The organism is Cognatiluteimonas profundi, from assembly GCF_009792795.1.
Lineage (GTDB): Bacteria > Pseudomonadota > Gammaproteobacteria > Xanthomonadales > Xanthomonadaceae > Cognatiluteimonas > Cognatiluteimonas profundi.
Window position 1 is genome coordinate 921,881 of sequence record NZ_VKHQ01000003.1, and the last position, 16,340, is coordinate 938,220.

Sequence of the window (16,340 nt, forward strand, 5' to 3'; positions counted from 1 at the left end):
CGTCCACTGGAATCTTCAGCGGGTGGGATCGGCCTGCCGGATCAGCCGTTGCAGCGGGCGCAGAGCCCGTGGACTTCGAGGGTCTGCGCCTGCGGCACGAAGCCCAGGGCGCGTGCGCGCTCATCCAGCGCCGCGACGACCTTTTCGTCCTCCAGCTCGACCGCCGAATGGCAGCGATCGCAGATCAGGAACGGCACCGAGTGCTGGGCGGTGCTGGGGTGGTGGCAGGCGACGAAGGCGTTGACCGATTCCAGCTTGTGGATGAAGCCGTTGGCCAGCAGGAAGTCCAGCGCGCGATACACCGTTGGCGGCGCGACCGCGCCGGCGCCCTCGCCTTCGCGCATCTGGTCGAGCAGGTCGTAGGCCTTCAATGGCTTGCCGCCATCGGCGATCAGCCCCAGCACCCGCGCGCGGATCGGCGTCAGGCGCAGGCCACGCTGCTGGCAGGCAACCTCGACCGCCGCCACGAAACCGGCGGAGTCGTGGACGTGGTGCTTGGGATCGGTGCAGGCGTGGCGGGACATGACAGCCATGATGGTGCCGCCTGCGTGACGACTCAAGCTGGCACGCGCTGCAGGGCCGCATCGATGCGCGCGAGCGCCTGCGATTGGCCAGCCAGGTACACCGTATGCGCGATGTCGGGGCTGACCTGCGTGCCGGTGATCGCGACGCGCAGCGGCTGGGCGACCTTGCCCATGCCCAGGCCCAGGGCTTCCGCGGTGTCGTGCAGGACGACGCCGATCGTCTCGACATTCCACGACGCCAGTGCAGCCAGGCGTTCGCGCACCGCCAGCAGCGGCGCACGCGCCGCGGCGCCGAGATGCTTGGCCACGGCCGCGTCGTCGTAATGCTCCAGCGGCAGGTACCAGACCGCGGCGCGTTCGGCCATGTCGCGCAGCGTCTGCACGCGATCGCGCAAGGCGAGCACGACGTCGACCGGATCCGGCCCGTTCGCGATGTCGAGCCCGATCTCGCGCAGGTGCCACTGCAGGTGCACGGCAACGGCGGCCGGCTCATCGGTCTTGAGGTATTGCTGGTTGAGCCAGCCGAGTTTCGCCGGATCCAGGCGCGCGGCCTTGGCGTGCACGTCCTTGAGGTCGAACAGCGCGGTCATCTCCGCGATGGAGAAGATCTCTTGGTCGCCGTGCGACCAGCCCAGGCGCGCCAGGTAGTTGAGCAGCGCATGCGGCAGGTAGCCGGCGTCGCGATACTGCATGACGTCGGCGGCGCCGGTGCGCTTGGACAGTTTCGCGCCTTCCTGGTCCAGGATCATCGGCAGGTGCGCGAACGCCGGCACGTCCGCACCCAGCGCCTGGTAGATGTTGATCTGCCGCGGCGTGTTGTTGACGTGGTCGTCGCCACGCACGACATCGGTGATGCGCATGTCCAGGTCGTCGACGACGACCGCGAAGTTGTATGTCGGATAGCCGTCCGAGCGCAGGATCACCAGGTCGTCGAGCTCGCTGTTGGCGATCTCGATCCAGCCCTTGACCTTGTCGTTCCAGGCGACGCTGCCGTCGAGCGGATTGCGAAAGCGGATGACGCGGTCCGGATCGTCGCGGAAACCGGCGGCCTGGTCGCGATAGGCGCCGTTGTAGCGCGGCTTCTCGTTCTTCGCCATTGCCGCCTCGCGCATCGCCTCCAGCTCGGCGCGGGTCTCGTAGGCGTAATACGCGGTGCCTGCGGCCACCATCTGCCCGGCGACTTCGCGGTATCGGTCCAGCCGCGCGGTCTGGTAGACCGGGCCCTCGTCGTAATCCAGGCCCAGCCAGTCCATCGCCTGCAGGATGGCGTCGATCGCCGCCTGCGTGTTGCGTTCCTGGTCGGTGTCCTCGATGCGCAGGATGAACTGCCCGCCATGTCGGCGTGCCTCCAGCCAGCAATACAGCGCCGTGCGCGCGCCGCCGATGTGCAGGTAACCGGTGGGACTTGGGGCGAAGCGGGTGCGACAGGTCATGCAAGGGCCAGCGTCGGGGAATCGGCCAATTTTACGGGACGGGGCACGCCTGCGCGGCCTCGTCCTAGAATGGCGCGATGACCACGCTGTTCATTTCGGATCTTCACCTGGACGCCGAGCGTCCTGCCATCACGGACCTGTTTGGCCAGTTCATCGCCAAAGAAGCGCGCGGCGCCGAGGCCGTGTACATCCTCGGCGACCTGTTCGAAGCCTGGGTCGGCGACGACGATCCCTCCGTAACCGGAGCCTTCGTGGCCGACGCCCTGCGCGGGCTGGCCGACAGCGGCGTGCCGGTGTATTTCGTGCGCGGCAATCGCGACTTCCTCGTGGGCGATTCGTATGCCCGGCGAAGCGGCATGAGCATCCTGCCGGATCCCGTCGTGGTCATGCTGTACGGAAAACCCACCCTGCTCATGCACGGCGACACCTTGTGCACGGATGACGTCGCCTACCAGCAGTTCCGCGCGCAGACGCGCGACCCCACCTGGCAACGCCAGTTCCTGTCGCAGCCGCTCGTCGCGCGCACGGCCTTCGCGGCGCAGGCGCGCGCGGCCAGCAAGGCGCATCAATCCGGGCTGAAGGCGCAAGGCGCGATGGACGCGATCACCGACGTCAGCGAAGCGACCGTGGAGGCAACGATGGCGCGATTCGGGATCGACACGCTGATCCACGGTCATACGCATCGGCCCGCCGTGCATGCGCGTAACGGCAACAAGCGCATCGTGCTGGGGGATTGGTATGAGCAGGGATCGGTGTTGCGGGTGGATGGGAGGGGGGCTGTGTTGTCGGCGTTGTAATGGCCTGGGCCAACGCTACTAGTCAAACCTTCCAGCCAAAGCTTTTAGCCCAGGACTTTCGCCCTGCGGGCGAGTTACTTTTGTCTTGCTTCTCCACAAACAGCTGCCCTTCGGGCAAGTCAAAGGCTTTCGCCTGCGGCGAGCTACTTTTGTTACGGCAAAAGTAGCCAAAACCACTTGCGCCGGACGCCCGCCGGGGGCGATGAAGCCGCCCCCGGTACCCTGCGCTTCTCGCCGGAAAGGGTACGGCGCCCAAACTCGCTGCGCTCAGACATGGGCGCCTTTTCCCCCTTTCCGGCTGCGATGCTCGGCGAGCTTTAAGGCGCACAAAAGCCAACGAAAGAGCGGAAGGGCCCAGGGCGGAGTGGCGAAAAGGTAGACGAAGTCGTGGCGCCATTGAAAAAGCGATGGAGCGGATTATTGAGTGCTGTCGCTTGGCTGTCGCTTGGCTGTCGCTTGGCCCTTGCTGTTTTGCGACTTAAAGGCCGCCGAGCATCGCAGGGCGAAGCGGCCGAAGAGGCGCCCATGTTTGAGCGCAGCGAGTTTGGGCGCCGTGCCGCTTTGACCGAGAAGCGCAGGGCACCGGGGTGGACGCAGTCCGCACCGGCGGCCGTCAGGAGCAAACGGTTTTGGTTACTTTTGCCAAGACAAAAGTAACTCGCCGCAGGCGAAAGCCTTTGACTTGCCCGAAGGGCAGCCTTTGGAGTTCCTAATCAGCCCAATCTGTCACGCAAGCTGTTCGAGATAAGCAATCTCATCCACATCAAACCCCGCCGCCAACCGCGCGTCGCGGTTGAACGGCCCCCGCAGACTCCCGTGCGCATATTCCACCAGCAGCTCGCGAAAGCGCGCCCGCGGATCGACGCCCGCGCGCTCGCAATACCAGCGGAACCAGCGCGACCCCGCCGCCACGTGCGCGATTTCCTCGCGCAGGATCGTCTCGAGGATCGCCACGGTGGCGTCGTCGCCCAGCGCCTGCAGTTTCGCGATCATTCCCGGCGTCACGTCCAGGCCGCGCGCCTCAAGCACCCGTGGTACCAGCGCCATCCGCGCCAACCCGTCGTGCGCGGTCTTTTCGGCCATTTCCCACAGGCCGTTGTGCGCGTCGAAGTCGCCGTAGTCGTGGCCGAGTTCGCGCAGGCGGTCGCGCAGCATCATGAAGTGGCGCGCTTCGTCGCTGGCGACCGCAACCCAGTCGGCGTAGTACGCGGCCGGCAGGCCGCGGAAGCGATAGACCGCGTCCCACGCCAGGTCGATCGCGTTGAGCTCGATGTGCGCGATGGAATGGATGAAGGCGGCCCGTCCATGCGTGCTGCCCAGGCCGCGTTTCGGGAGATCGCGTGCATGGATCAGCCTGGGCGCCAGCGGCCTGCCGGGCATCCGCACCGCATCGGGCGCGGGGGCTGATTCGGGAATGGCGAGTTGCCCACTGGCGAGCGCGAGCGCGGCGGTTTCCGTGCGCGACACCTTGTCTTCGGGCGTGGCGGCATCCAGGCAGCCGCGCGCGGCATCGTACAGCGAGCGCATGGCGCGAACGCGGATCTACAGCGCGCGACGGGATTTCTTGGCGTCGTCCGAGCGCAACTGCTGGATGCGTTCGAAGTAACCAGGATCGATGCCGGTCACGTACTTGCCGTCGAAGCACGATGAATCGAAATGATCGATCCGCTGCTTCGGACCGGATACGGCGTCCTCAAGGTCCTTCAGGTCCTGGTAGATCAGCCAGTCGCAGCCGAGGATCTGCTGGATCTCGTCCTCGCTGCGGTCGTGTGCCACCAGTTCGTCGACCGACGGCATGTCGATGCCGTAGATGTTCGGATACCGCACCGGTGGCGCGGCCGACGCGAGGTAGACCTTACGGGCGCCGGCGTCGCGCGCCATCTGCACGATCTGTTTCGAAGTCGTGCCGCGCACGATCGAGTCGTCGACCAGCAGGACGACGCGACCCTTGAATTCCAGCGGGATCGGATTGAGCTTGCGCTTGACCGAGGCCGCGCGCTCGCCCTGCCCCGGCATGATGAAGGTGCGGCCGACGTAGCGGTTCTTGATGAAGCCCTCGCGGTACTTCACGCCGAGCACGCTGGCGATTTCCAGGGCGGCGTCGCGCGAGGTGTCGGGAATCGGGATCACCACGTCGATGTCGTGGTCCGGGCGCAGGCGCAGGATCTTCTCGCCCAGCTTCACGCCCATGCGCATGCGCGCCTTGTGCACCGAGATGTCGTCCATCATCGAGTCGGGTCGCGCGAAATACACGTACTCGAAGATGCAGGGCGCGTGCTGCTGGGCCGGCGCGCAGACCTGGGTGAACAGTTCGCCACGCGCGGTGACGACGACCGCCTCGCCCGGCTGCACGTCGCGCATGCGTTCGAAGCCGAGGATGTCCAGCGCGACGGATTCCGATGCGACGGCATAGTCAGTGCCCGTTGCGGTGCTGCGCCTGCCCAGCACCAGCGGACGGATGCCGTGCGGGTCGCGGAATGCCACCAGGCCCAGGCCCAGCACGGTGCAGACGACTGCGTAGCCTCCGCGCGCGCGCCGGTTGACGCCCTCGATGGCGTGGAACACCGCCTGCGGCGTCAACGCCTTCTGCGTGCCCAGTTCGTGCGCGAACACGTTCAGCAGGACTTCCGAATCCGAATCCGTATTGACGTTGCGGCGGTCCTGCTCGAAGACCTCCTGGCGCAATGCATCGGTGTTGATGAGGTTGCCGTTGTGCGCCAGCGCGATGCCGTACGGCGAATTCACGTAGAACGGCTGGGCTTCGTCGGCGCCCGCATTGCCCGCGGTCGGATAGCGGCAATGCGCGATGCCGACGCGGCCTTGCAGCATGGCCATGGACTTGGCATCGAACACGTCGCGCACCAGGCCGTTGCCCTTGTGCACGCGCAGGTGGGAGCCGTCGGCGGTGGCGATTCCCGCGGCGTCCTGGCCGCGGTGCTGCAGGACGGTCAAACCGTCGTAGAGCGCCGGTGCGACATCCGTGGTTGCAACGATTCCAACGATGCCGCACATGTTCCGCTCTCCGCGGCGCGATTGCGCCGACTGTTTTCGTGACAACGACGATGCGTTGCCGCGACCGATGAATGTGGTGCCGCGCGCCGATATCAACCCACGACAGCGACCGATGGCAACGCCATCACGTCACGGATGTGGCCTGACGATGCCATCCAGCCCGAGTTTCGACTTGATCTGTGCCTGCAATTGTTCTGCTTCGGTCCGGCTCTGGACGGGGCCGGCGCGCACGCGCGTCAGCGTCCCGCGATCGGTCGACACCGACTCGACGAAGGCGTTGAAGCCGGCAGCCCGCAGCCGGTCGCGCAGCGCGGTGGCATCGGCCGGCTTGCTGAAGGCCGCCAGCTGCACGGCGAACCCGACGGCTGCCGCGGCGGAGGTCGCCGCTGGCGGCGGGGTCGTGGCAGCGGTCGGCGCCTTGGCTGCGATCGATGCGCCCGTCGCAGCCGTGGTGGTCGCGGCTGGAGTGGCGGCGGTCCGCGCGTCGAGGACGACGACGCGCGAGCCCACATCGTCGCGCACATGCGCGGCGCGCAATCGCGCGGCCTCGGCCTGCGCGCGCGACGCGTAGGGACCGATGCGGACACGCCATGCCGGCTTGCCGTTGGCGGTCGCGGCCTCGCGATAGCCCGGCAGCTGCGAGGCCCGCAGCGATCCGACGACCGCATCAGCGGCGGCGGTGGTGCCATAGGTGCCAAAGCTCACCGCGTAGTCGCCACCGGCAGTGGCCGGAGGGAACATGTCGCCCTTGCCGGCAGACGCGGCATTACTGGCCGCGGACGGAGCGCTGGCAGCCGCGGGAGTCGCAGGAGTCGCGGGCTTGGGGGTGGCGTCGACGGTTGCGCCGTCCAGGGGCGTGGCGTCCGCGGGCATGTCGTCGCTGGCGGCGGCCACTGGCGCGACGCTGCTGTCGGTCGGCGGTGACACCACGGCTGCCGGCTGGTTCGCCGCCATGCCCACGGCGCCGCCGTCGGGTGCATCGCCCGGCGTCACGAGGGGAAGATCACGGGTTTCGTACGCGCCGCGCGGCGCATCGGGCATCGACAGCGGAACGTCGGATACGCCGCTGTCCGGCGCCGGGCCCTGCACCAGCATCGGCAGGAAGATCACCGCCAGCGCGACCAGCACTGCGGCGCCGATCAGGCGCTGCTTCAATCGGGAATCCATCGGCGCTCACTTACCCAGGAGGCGCCGCAATTATACCCGGCCCGACCCAAGCTCCCTTAACCCCGGGTTCCCAGCATGCGCAGTGCTGCAGCGGCGGTGTGGAACGAACCGCACACCAGCACCCGATCCCCGGGCCGCGCCTGCGCGAGGGCCGCCTGCACTGCCTCGCCGACGCTCGGGGCCAGGTCACCGCTGGCGGCAGCGGTGCCCTGCACCCGCTGCATGAACGCATCAGCGGAGAGGCCGCGCGGACCGGCATCGTCGAGTCCGGCCAGGAACCAGTCATCGATATCGTCGGCCAGCGCGGCAACGATGCCGGCGATGTCCTTGTCGCCAAGCGCCGCGAACACGGCCAACGTGCAGCCAGCGACCGGAGCCTGCCGCAGCGCGGTGGCAAGCGCCCGGGCCGACTGCGGGTTGTGCGCGACGTCGACCAGGACGTCGACGCCATCGCGGTCGAACCGCTGCCAGCGCGCGGGGATGTCCGCTGCGGCGATGCCCTGTGCAAATGCGGATCGCGGCAGACGCTTGCCCAGCGCGCGCACCGCCGCGATCGCGGTGGCGGCATTGCGCAGCTGGACCGGCGCGGCGAGACGGGGCAGCGGCAACTCCAGTGCGAAACCAATCTCCCACCAGCGCCAGGTGCTGGTGTCGCCGGCAGCGAAGAAGAAATCGCAGCCGGCACGCACGGCGGACGCACCGATGGCATAGGCATGCGACAGCACGCTCGCCGGCGGATCGTCCTCGCCGAGCACCAGCGGTCTTCCCGCACGCGCGATACCGGCCTTCTCCGCACCGATGGCTTCACGATCGTCGCCCAGCCAGTCCTGGTGGTCGAGGTCGACCGTGGTGATGACGGCGACATCCGCGTCGACCAGGTTGACGGCATCCAGGCGGCCACCCAGGCCGACTTCCAGCAATGCCAGGTCGAGCTTGTCCTGCTGCATCAGCCACAGTGCGGCCAACGTCCCGTACTCGAAATAGGTCAGCTCGACGTCGCCGCGGCTGGCTTCCACGGCCTCGAATGCGCTGACGAGGTCGGCGTCGCTGGCGTCGACGCCAGCGATCCGCAGGCGCTCGTTGTAGGCGAGCAGGTGCGGTGAGGTGTAGGCGCCGACGCGCCAGCCGGCCGCGCGCGCAATCGCCTCGATGAAGGCCACCGTCGATCCCTTACCGTTGGTGCCGGCGATGGTGATGACCTTGCGCGCGGGCCGCTGCAATTGCATGCGTTGCGCGACGATGCGCACGCGGTCCAGGCCCATGGCGATGGACCTTGGATGCTGGCGTTCGATGTATGCCAGCCAGTCGACCAACGGGCGCGGCGTCATAGGGCGCGGTGCACCGCTTCGCCGAAGAATGGAGTGTGGTGCGAGCAATCGTTCAGCCGCACGACTTCGAGATGATCGACGTCGTCGCCTTCCAGCAGGTTCAGCGTCGTCGGCGCCTGGCGGAAGCTCCACAAGTTCTGCAACGGCAAGCCGAGGATGCGGCAGAGCAGGACGCGGTTGACCGCGTCATGCGCGACCACCAGCAGCGTGTCGTTGGCGCCAAGGCCGGCGCCTGCGCGCTCCAGTGCCGGCCAGGCACGGTCCAGTACGTGCTGCAGCGACTCGCCCTGCGGCATCAGCACGTCGTGCGGGGACTCGCGCCATGCGCGCAGGCGATCGGGATCGCGCTCGCGGATTTCGCTGGCGAGCAGGCCCTCCCATTCGCCGTGGGAGATTTCCATCAAGCCTGGATCGGTCGTCAGCATGGCGACGCGCTCCGGGCCCAGCGCCAGCTCGGCCGTTCGCGCCGCACGCACCAACGGCGACGCGACGGCGCGATCGATGTGCACGTCGCGCAGGCGCTCACCCAGCGACCGGGCCTGCGCTTCGCCGACCGGCGACAGGGGAATGTCTTCCTGCCCCTGGTAGCGGCCTTCGGCGTTCCACGCGGTTTCGCCATGGCGGGCGAGCAGGACGCGCATTACAGCGTTTCCAGTTCGAGCACGCCGGGGATGCCGCGCAATGCGACCAGCTGCGCGGGAGCGACTTCGCGATCGACCGTGATCGCGGCGAGCGCCTCGCCATTGCCCTTGGCGCCCAGCGAGAAGTTGACGATGTTGACGCCGGCCGCGCCCAGGTGCGATCCGACCAGTCCGATGATGCCGGGACGATCCTCGTTGCGCAGCAGCAGCAGGTGCGACTGCGGATCGAATTCGATCTCCACGCCGTCGAGCCTGACCACGCGTGGGCCACGATGCAGCGTGGCCTCGACGGAGCGCGACTGGCCACGGTCGTCCTCGATGCGCAGGCGCAGCAGGCGATCGAAACCATCGCCATCGCCCCCGACGGTTTCGGCAACGGTCAGGCCACGCAGCACGGCTTCGTGCAGGGCGTTCACCGGCGTCACCCGTCCGGATGCGCTGCCCAGCAACGCCGCCACCAGCAGGCGCGTCAGCGGCCGCGGATCCAGCGATTCGCTGCGGCCGGCATAGGTGACGTGCAGGCGCACGGGCGCAGGCACCAGGCGCGCGCACAACTTGCCCAGTGCGGTCATGAGCGGCATCCACGGCCCGACTTCCCGCGCCGCCTCGGCTGTCAGCGGCGGCAGGTTGACGCAGCCGGCGACGGCACCCGTCGCGAAGTAGTCCAGTACCTGGCGCGCGAGGATCCTGCTGACCGCCTGCTGGGCCTCGCTGGTGGAAGCGCCCAGATGCGGCGTCAGCACGAGGTTGGCATGCGTGCGCAGCGGTGAATCGGCCGGCAGCGGCTCGGTGGCGAAGGTGTCCAGCGCGGCGCCGGCCAGGTGCCCACTGTCGAGCGCCGCCAGCAGTGCGGTTTCGTCGACCAGGCCACCGCGGGCCGCGTTGATCAGGTAGGCACCGGGCTTCATCAGCGCGAGGGTCTGCGCATTGAGCAGGTGCGTGGTGTCCTTGGTGCGCGGGATGTGCAACGTCACCACGTCCGCCCAGCCGAGCAACGCCTCGAGCGTCATCAACGGCAGGCTGCCGTGTCCGGCGGCCGCCGGTGGCAGGAAGGGATCGAAGGCGGCCACTTCCATGCCCAGTGCGCGCGCCTTGCGCGCCACGGTGCCACCGATGCGGCCCAGGCCGATCACGCCGAGCTTCTTGCCTTCCAGCTCGAATCCGGTGAGCCCAGCCTTGGGCCATTGCCCGGCCTTCATGCCGGCGTCGGCACGCGGCACGTGGCGCGCCAGTGCGAACAGCAGCGACAAGGCATGTTCGGCGGCTGCCAGCGTGTTGCCATCGGGTGCGTTCATCACGGCGATGCCGCGCTCGGTGGCCGCGTCGACGTCGATCGTGTCGACACCGGCGCCAGCGCGACCGATCACGCGCAGGGACGCCGCATTTTCGATGGACTCGGCCGTGACGGAAGTTGCCGACCGCACCAGCAGCGCGTCGACGCCGTCCAGCGCCTTGGCCAATGCCGTGGGGTCCTTGATCGGGGCGGAGACATCGACCGTCCAGCCCGCGTCGCGGAACAGGGCCAGACCGTCTTCGTGGATGCCATCGCAGGCCAGCACTTTCATCGCATGCTCCAGTGGTGAGGGACCACGGACACGCACGCCGCCGGCGGAACGCGCAGCGTCAGGTCGACGCGGCGCTGGAACTGTTCGGGAGACGGTGCCGGCTGGCATGGGAATCCGCGAGCGCGCAGCCTAGCAGAGCCTGCCGTGATGACGCACGCATCATTATTGCTGGAGCAGCGCGGCTGGCGTCGGCCGCCATGCCGGGAGACCATGCGCTCCCCTCAAGACCGGACGGACCGATGGACCAGCAAGCCAAGGGCGAATTCGAGGCCGATCGCACCGTCGAGCCGGGTTGCGACATGGGCGATGGCGTCACGGCCGGCCATTACCGGTTCGACAAGCGCTTCCAGGGCGATCTCGACGCCACCAGCGTCGTCCATATGCTGGCCGTGGGTACCGACGTTCCGGGCTCGGCGGCCTACGTGGCGATCGAGCGCGTCGCGGGAACGCTGCAGGGCCGCGCCGGCCATTTCTTCCTGCAGCACAACGGGATCATGGATCGCGGGGCGGCGACGCTGTTGCTGACCATCGTCCCGGACTCCGGTGGCGGCGAACTGCGCGGGATCACCGGGCGCATGGCGATCGACATCACCCAGGGCAAGCACTTCTACACGCTGGATTACCGCCTGGCAGCGGCGTCCTCGCCGCCGGCGGAGTGACCGACGCGATCACGGCCGGTGGCGGCAGCCGCGTATAATTCGCCGCCTCCACACATGCGACCCGGATGATGCAGACGATGAAGGCGTTGGTGAAACGCGAGACCGGCAAGGGCATCTGGATGGAGGATGTGCCGATCCCGGTGGCCGGCCCCAACGAGGTCCTCATCAAGCTGGAGAAGACCGCGATCTGCGGCACCGACCTGCACATCTACCTGTGGGACGAGTGGAGCCAGCGGACGATCAAGCCGGGACTGGTGATCGGCCACGAATTCGTGGGACGCATCGTGGAGATCGGCGCCGGCGTCACCGGTTACCGGATCGGCCAGCGCGTCAGCGCCGAGGGCCACATCGTCTGCGGCCATTGCCGCAACTGCCGCGGCGGGCGCCAGCACCTGTGCCCCAACACGATCGGCATCGGCGTGAACCGCAACGGCGCGTTCGCCGAATTCATCGTGATGCCGGCCACCAACCTGTGGCCGATCCCGGACCAGATCCCCAGCGAGCTGGCGGCGTTCTTCGATCCCTACGGCAACGCCGCGCACTGCGCGCTCGAGTTCGACGTGGTCGGCGAGGACGTCCTCATCACCGGTGCGGGCCCAATCGGGATCATTGCCGCCGGAATCTGCAAGTTCATCGGGGCGCGCAACGTGGTGGTCACGGACGTCAACGACTTCCGGTTGAAGCTCGCCGCCGACATGGGCGCGACGCGCGTCGTCAACGTGACCAACACGTCGCTCAAGGACGTGATGGCCGACCTGCACATGGAAGGCTTCGACGTCGGCCTGGAGATGAGCGGCAACCCGCGCGCGTTCAACGACATGCTCGATTGCATGTACCACGGCGGCAAGATCGCGATGCTGGGCATCATGCCCAACGGCGCCGGCGCCGACTGGGAAAAGATCATCTTCAAGGGCCTGACCGTGCAGGGTATCTACGGCCGGAAGATGTACGAGACCTGGTACAAGATGACGCAGCTGGTACTCGGTGGATTCCCCCTCGGCAAGGTGCTGACGCACCAGTTGTCGATCGACGAATTCCAGCAGGGATTCGACCTGATGGAAGCGGGCAAGGCCGGCAAGGTCGTCCTGAGCTGGAATTAGCCGTTGTGGGAGCGACGTGAGTCGCGATGCATCGCTGCGTGAATCCACTATCGCGACTGACGTCGCTCCCACAAGAAACCCGCCATGTCATTGACCAGCCGCTACGCAGAAACCCTCGACGACATCCGCGATGCCGGGCTGTTCAAGTCCGAGCGCGTCATCACCTCGCCGCAGTCGGCCGAGATCACGCTGGAAGACGGCCGCACGGTGCTGAACTTCTGCGCCAACAACTACCTGGGCCTCGCCGACCATCCGGACCTCATCGCGGCGGCAAAGGATGCGCTGGATACGCACGGTTTCGGCATGGCCTCGGTGCGCTTCATCTGCGGCACGCAGGACCTGCACAAGCAGCTGGAGCGGACGATCGCGGACTTCTTCGGCACCCAGGACACGATCCTCTACGCGGCCTGCTTCGATGCCAACGGCGGACTGTTCGAGCCACTGCTCGACGAGAACGACGCGGTGATTTCCGACGCACTGAACCATGCGTCGATCATCGACGGCGTGCGCCTGTGCAAGGCCAAGCGCTTCCGCTATGCCAACTGCGACATGGCCGACCTCGAGGCGCAGCTCCAGGCCGCCGATGCGGTGGGTTGCCGGACCAAGCTGATCACGACCGACGGCGTGTTCTCCATGGATGGCTTCGTCGCGCCACTGGACGAAATCACCACGCTGGCGCGGAAATACGGCGCGCTGGTGCACATCGACGAGTGCCACGCGACGGGCTTCCTGGGCAATACCGGCCGGGGATCGGCCGAGGTGAAAGGCGTCCTCGACCGGATCGACATCTTCACCGGCACGCTCGGCAAGGCGATGGGCGGCGCGGTCGGTGGCTTCACCACGGCGAAAGCAGAGGTCATCGAGCTGCTGCGCCAGCGGTCGCGTCCGTACCTGTTTTCCAACTCATTGCCACCGCATGTCGTCGCGGCCGGCATCAAGGCCTTCGACATGCTCGCCGCCGCTGGTGGCCTGCGCGGGCAACTGGTCGAGAACACGCGCTATTTCCGCGAACGCATGACGGCTGCTGGTTTCGACATCAAACCCGGCATCCATCCGATCTGTCCGGTGATGCTGTACGACGCGCCGCTCGCGCAGGCTTTCGCGCGGCGCCTGCTCGAGGAAGGCATCTACGCGATCGGCTTCTTCTTCCCCGTCGTGCCGCAGGGCAAGGCGCGCATCCGCGTGCAGCTTTCCGCTGCACACACCCGCGCGCACCTGGATCGCGCGATCGCCGCCTTCGAGACGATCGGCCACGAGCTCGGCGTGTTGAAGGCCTGACCTGGCGGGATGCGTCGTTGCCGCGCCCTAGCGCGGGCGGCGTGCAACCGGTGATGTTGGCGCTGTATCGCCAGCCAACGCGCGAACCTCGTCAACGAGCAGTCGCCGCCATTGGCCTTTGGGCAGTTCGCCAAGCGCGAGGCTGCCGATCCCGACGCGCACCAGCCGCAGGACATTGATCCGGAACGCCGACAACAGTCGGCGGATCTGTCGGTTGCGGCCTTCGTCCAGGACGATCTCCAGCCACGCGTTGGTGCCGCCCGTGCGCAGCACTCGAGCCGAAGCCGCCCTGAGGAAGTCACCGTCGACGACGACTCCCCTCACCATCGCCAGGAGCAGTTCGGCATCGGGGATCGAATCGACCTGCACGTGGTAGACCTTGTCGGGGCCGCGATCCGGACTGGTGACCAGGGCCGCCCACTGCGGATCGTTGCTGAGCAGCAGCAGGCCTTCGCTGGCCTTGTCCAGGCGGCCGACGGGAGCCAGCCACGGCAATCCGGAACCGTCCAGGCAACGGTAGATCGTCTCGCGACCGCGCTCATCGGCCGCGGTGGTGACCAGGCCCCGCGGTTTGTTCAAGGCGACGTAGACGCGCTCGGCCGTGGCCAGCGGCGCCCCGTCCACCACGACGACCGCGGTATCCGCGGTGGGATGTTCCGGATCGCGAATGACGCGTCCACCGACCGTGACGCGGCCTGCGGCGATCCAGCGGGCGGCTTCGGTGCGCGAACAGATCCCGCGCTTGGACAGCACGCGCGCAAGTCCATGCCGCGGGACGGATGGACGACCTGCCTGCGGTTTCATCGGTTCGACATGCTTGCTTGGCTCGCGCCCTGGCGGCCGCGCGCGCGATCACGCGGTCGCACCACTGCGGGTGATGGGATCGACGGGCGGCCGGAGCGGCCGCGGGATGGTGCTACGGGTTGGTGACCGGATCCGGGGTCGGGGACTGCGCTGCCGGCGCGGATTGCGGCGCAGTGGGTTGCACCACTGGTGCCGGGGCCGCACCGCGTGCGACATGGACGCCCTTGGATTGCATCCACGCACTGAACTCATCGGCGGTCATGTTCTTGCCGTTCTGGCTCATGTTGAAGCGCCACGGCGTGTTGTCGAATGCCGTGCGCGGCTTGTATGCGGCCGGATCATCGGGATTGACCACGCCAGTCGCCGGCGCGATGTTCGCCATGTTCTGGCAGCTGTCGATGCGGATCCGCAACAGCACCTGGTCCACTGATTGCGACATGTCCCCGATTTGCGACAGCACGCCACTGGGCGCGCCCAGGGGGCTGTCCGCGAGCGCCAGTTCGCTGGCGATCGGCGCCAGCGTCGCCGAGCGCAAGGGCTGCGAGATGTTGCTGGAACAATCCATGGCCTGCGCGAATCCCGGCGCCAACAGCACACTGGTAAGGAGGAACGTCATCTTGCGCATGGTCACTCACAGCATCACGGGATGACTTGAGTGTAGGCGTCGACACAGATGCCCACAAGCAGCCGCAGGTGAACACATGCACGCATTCAGATCGCGCGCCAATTCACAAAAAAGAAGCCCGGCGCTAGGCCGGGCTTCTCGTACAACTTTGGAACGTGTCGTCAGGAACCGACGTCCGTATTACTGGTTCTGGACGTTCAGCTCGGTACGACGGTTCTGCGCGCGGCCTTCCGGATTATCCGAACCGTCCGGGTTGGTGTTCGGCGCAATCGGGCGGCTCTCGCCGTAACCGACCGGACCGACCAGGCGACCGGCGTCGATGCCGTTGCTGGTCAGGTAGTCGTACACGGTCTTGGCGCGACGCTCGGACAGCTTCTGGTTGTAGGCGTCGGAACCGATCGAGTCGGTGTGGCCGGCGACCTCAACCTTCAGGTCGGGGTAACGCTTCAGGATGTCGATCGCCTCGTTGAGGATCGCGACGGCATCCGGACGCAGCGTGGCCTTGTCGAAGTCGAAGTTGACGCCCTTCAGGTCGATCGACACGGGAACCGGGCAGCCGTCCGGACCGATGGTCTGGCCAGCCTGCGAACCGGGGCACTTGTCGTTGCAGTTGTTGACGCCGTCACCGTCGTCATCCATGTCGGCGCAGTTCGGCGCGACAGGAGCCGGGGCAACCGCAGCCATCGGCTCCGGACCCAGCGGGATCACGACGCCGACCGAAGCCAGCAGGTCGCGGAAGTAAGAGTCGGTGGGAGCGATGTGGCTGCGACCGTTCATGTCGAAGCGCTCGGCGAGCTCGGCACGGATGCCGACGCGACCCAGGTCACCCTGGATACCCAGGCCGACCTTGGCGGCAACATTGCCGACCTTGTTCTGCGCCGGCGAATCCGGATTCGGGAAGTTGTCGTACTCTTCCTGCGAACGCTGGTAGCCCAGGCCCATCAGCAGGTAGGGGTTCCAGTTGCGGCCTTCAGCAATGAAGTGGCGACGCAGGTCCAGCGAAACGCCGTACTGGTCGAAATTCAGGTCCTGGCCGCTGACCGACAGGTCAGGATTGGACGGATTGATGTTGGCGCGACCGGTGAACGTCGGGTGGATCTGGTAGTTCAGCTCGCCATCCAGCGACCAGTTGCGGTTGAGGAAACGACCGAAACCGAGGGTCACGAACGGGATGTCCTTGGTGGCGCGCTTGCTGTCCTGCCAGTTGTAGCCAGCCGAACCGGTGACATACCAACGGTCGTCGAACGTACCGGTGGTGGTATCGGTTGCCATCGTGTCCGTGGCCGGGGCGGCCGCGGTGTCGGTGGTGGTGGTTGTCGTCGTGGTGGTGCTGTCCTGGGCAAATGCGACCTGTGCTACGCCCAGTCCGCTCAGCAACGCAGCACAGAGGAGTTTCTTATTCATGTT

The 16,340-nt window shown here is 67.2% G+C and carries 15 protein-coding genes; 4 read left to right on the forward strand and 11 right to left on the reverse strand.

Annotated features, from left to right (window positions below; translation table 11 throughout):
* Window positions 1-41: 41 nt before the first annotated feature.
* Both GST15_RS06335 and gltX read right to left on the reverse strand, forming a co-directional pair.
* A complete protein-coding gene (locus tag GST15_RS06335; protein ID WP_425482200.1) occupies window positions 42-533 on the reverse strand; it encodes a transcriptional repressor in 492 nt (163 codons plus the stop codon).
* A gap of 23 nt (window positions 534-556) precedes the next feature.
* Window positions 557-1,957 carry a glutamate--tRNA ligase gene (gene gltX, locus GST15_RS06340; protein WP_159016354.1) on the reverse strand — a complete coding sequence of 467 codons (1,401 nt, stop codon included), beginning with the start codon at window positions 1,955-1,957 and terminating at the stop codon, window positions 557-559.
* Between the two features lie 77 nt (window positions 1,958-2,034).
* Here gltX and lpxH point away from each other — a divergent pair, with 77 nt between their 5' ends.
* Complete coding sequence (lpxH, locus tag GST15_RS06345; RefSeq protein ID WP_159016355.1) at window positions 2,035-2,754, forward strand: UDP-2,3-diacylglucosamine diphosphatase; 720 nt, start codon at window positions 2,035-2,037, stop codon at window positions 2,752-2,754.
* Window positions 2,755-3,480: 726 nt separating this feature from the next.
* Here lpxH and GST15_RS06350 read toward each other — a convergent pair.
* The 6 genes from GST15_RS06350 to serA form a co-directional block, all read right to left on the reverse strand.
* Entirely contained in the window at window positions 3,481-4,281 is an 801-nt protein-coding gene (locus GST15_RS06350) for a ferritin-like domain-containing protein (protein ID WP_159016356.1), read from the reverse strand.
* 15 nt (window positions 4,282-4,296) lie between these two features.
* Window positions 4,297-5,766 carry an amidophosphoribosyltransferase gene (gene purF / locus GST15_RS06355; protein WP_159016357.1) on the reverse strand — a complete coding sequence of 490 codons (1,470 nt, stop codon included), beginning with the start codon at window positions 5,764-5,766 and terminating at the stop codon, window positions 4,297-4,299.
* Window positions 5,767-5,895: 129 nt separating this feature from the next.
* A complete protein-coding gene (locus GST15_RS06360; RefSeq protein ID WP_159016358.1) occupies window positions 5,896-6,933 on the reverse strand; it encodes an SPOR domain-containing protein in 1,038 nt (345 codons plus the stop codon).
* Between the two features lie 56 nt (window positions 6,934-6,989).
* Window positions 6,990-8,261: a bifunctional tetrahydrofolate synthase/dihydrofolate synthase gene (gene folC / locus GST15_RS06365; protein ID WP_159016359.1), complete on the reverse strand. Its 1,272-nt coding sequence runs from the start codon at window positions 8,259-8,261 to the stop codon at window positions 6,990-6,992.
* Window positions 8,258-8,902 carry a histidine phosphatase family protein gene (locus GST15_RS06370; protein WP_159016360.1) on the reverse strand — a complete coding sequence of 215 codons (645 nt, stop codon included), beginning with the start codon at window positions 8,900-8,902 and terminating at the stop codon, window positions 8,258-8,260. Before GST15_RS06370 ends, folC begins: the two co-directional genes overlap by 4 nt.
* Window positions 8,902-10,467, reverse strand: coding sequence for a phosphoglycerate dehydrogenase (gene serA, locus GST15_RS06375; protein WP_159016361.1), 1,566 nt, complete (start codon window positions 10,465-10,467; stop codon window positions 8,902-8,904). Before serA ends, GST15_RS06370 begins: the two co-directional genes overlap by 1 nt.
* A 239-nt stretch (window positions 10,468-10,706) precedes the next feature.
* Here serA and GST15_RS06380 point away from each other — a divergent pair, with 239 nt between their 5' ends.
* From GST15_RS06380 to kbl, 3 genes are all read left to right on the forward strand, one after another.
* Window positions 10,707-11,126, forward strand: a complete 420-nt coding sequence (locus GST15_RS06380; protein WP_159016362.1) for a DUF3224 domain-containing protein — start codon at window positions 10,707-10,709, stop codon at window positions 11,124-11,126.
* Between the two features lie 65 nt (window positions 11,127-11,191).
* Window positions 11,192-12,226 (forward strand): L-threonine 3-dehydrogenase, encoded by a 1,035-nt coding sequence (gene tdh / locus GST15_RS06385; protein ID WP_199268719.1) that lies wholly within the window; start codon window positions 11,192-11,194, stop codon window positions 12,224-12,226.
* A gap of 84 nt (window positions 12,227-12,310) precedes the next feature.
* Entirely contained in the window at window positions 12,311-13,504 is a 1,194-nt protein-coding gene (gene kbl, locus GST15_RS06390) for a glycine C-acetyltransferase (RefSeq protein WP_159016364.1), read from the forward strand.
* A 27-nt stretch (window positions 13,505-13,531) separates the two neighbouring features.
* Here the strand turns inward: kbl and GST15_RS06395 are convergent, their stop codons facing one another.
* From GST15_RS06395 to GST15_RS06405, 3 genes are all read right to left on the reverse strand, one after another.
* Window positions 13,532-14,308 (reverse strand): pseudouridine synthase, encoded by a 777-nt coding sequence (locus GST15_RS06395; RefSeq protein ID WP_159016365.1) that lies wholly within the window; start codon window positions 14,306-14,308, stop codon window positions 13,532-13,534.
* A gap of 112 nt (window positions 14,309-14,420) precedes the next feature.
* Entirely contained in the window at window positions 14,421-14,933 is a 513-nt protein-coding gene (locus GST15_RS06400; RefSeq protein WP_159016366.1) for a hypothetical protein, read from the reverse strand.
* A gap of 180 nt (window positions 14,934-15,113) precedes the next feature.
* Window positions 15,114-16,337: an OmpA family protein gene (locus GST15_RS06405; RefSeq protein WP_159016367.1), complete on the reverse strand. Its 1,224-nt coding sequence runs from the start codon at window positions 16,335-16,337 to the stop codon at window positions 15,114-15,116.
* Window positions 16,338-16,340: the final 3 nt, after the last annotated feature.

Excerpts from the sequence above, each read along its gene's own strand:
- GST15_RS06405 (WP_159016367.1), bottom strand. The coding sequence starts at position 16,337 with ATGAATAAGAAACTCCTCTGTGCTGCGTTGCTGAGCGGACTGGGCGTA.
- purF (WP_159016357.1), bottom strand. The coding sequence starts at position 5,766 with ATGTGCGGCATCGTTGGAATCGTTGCAACCACGGATGTCGCACCGGCG.
- kbl (WP_159016364.1), top strand. The coding sequence starts at position 12,311 with ATGTCATTGACCAGCCGCTACGCAGAAACCCTCGACGACATCCGCGAT.
- tdh (WP_199268719.1), top strand. The coding sequence starts at position 11,192 with ATGATGCAGACGATGAAGGCGTTGGTGAAACGCGAGACCGGCAAGGGC.
- serA (WP_159016361.1), bottom strand. The coding sequence starts at position 10,467 with ATGAAAGTGCTGGCCTGCGATGGCATCCACGAAGACGGTCTGGCCCTG.
- gltX (WP_159016354.1), bottom strand. The coding sequence starts at position 1,957 with ATGACCTGTCGCACCCGCTTCGCCCCAAGTCCCACCGGTTACCTGCAC.
- GST15_RS06335 (WP_425482200.1), bottom strand. The coding sequence starts at position 533 with ATGGCTGTCATGTCCCGCCACGCCTGCACCGATCCCAAGCACCACGTC.
- GST15_RS06360 (WP_159016358.1), bottom strand. The coding sequence starts at position 6,933 with ATGGATTCCCGATTGAAGCAGCGCCTGATCGGCGCCGCAGTGCTGGTC.
- GST15_RS06380 (WP_159016362.1), top strand. The coding sequence starts at position 10,707 with ATGGACCAGCAAGCCAAGGGCGAATTCGAGGCCGATCGCACCGTCGAG.
- GST15_RS06370 (WP_159016360.1), bottom strand. The coding sequence starts at position 8,902 with ATGCGCGTCCTGCTCGCCCGCCATGGCGAAACCGCGTGGAACGCCGAA.
- lpxH (WP_159016355.1), top strand. The coding sequence starts at position 2,035 with ATGACCACGCTGTTCATTTCGGATCTTCACCTGGACGCCGAGCGTCCT.
- GST15_RS06350 (WP_159016356.1), bottom strand. The coding sequence starts at position 4,281 with ATGCGCTCGCTGTACGATGCCGCGCGCGGCTGCCTGGATGCCGCCACG.
- GST15_RS06395 (WP_159016365.1), bottom strand. The coding sequence starts at position 14,308 with ATGAAACCGCAGGCAGGTCGTCCATCCGTCCCGCGGCATGGACTTGCG.
- GST15_RS06400 (WP_159016366.1), bottom strand. The coding sequence starts at position 14,933 with ATGCGCAAGATGACGTTCCTCCTTACCAGTGTGCTGTTGGCGCCGGGA.
- folC (WP_159016359.1), bottom strand. The coding sequence starts at position 8,261 with ATGACGCCGCGCCCGTTGGTCGACTGGCTGGCATACATCGAACGCCAG.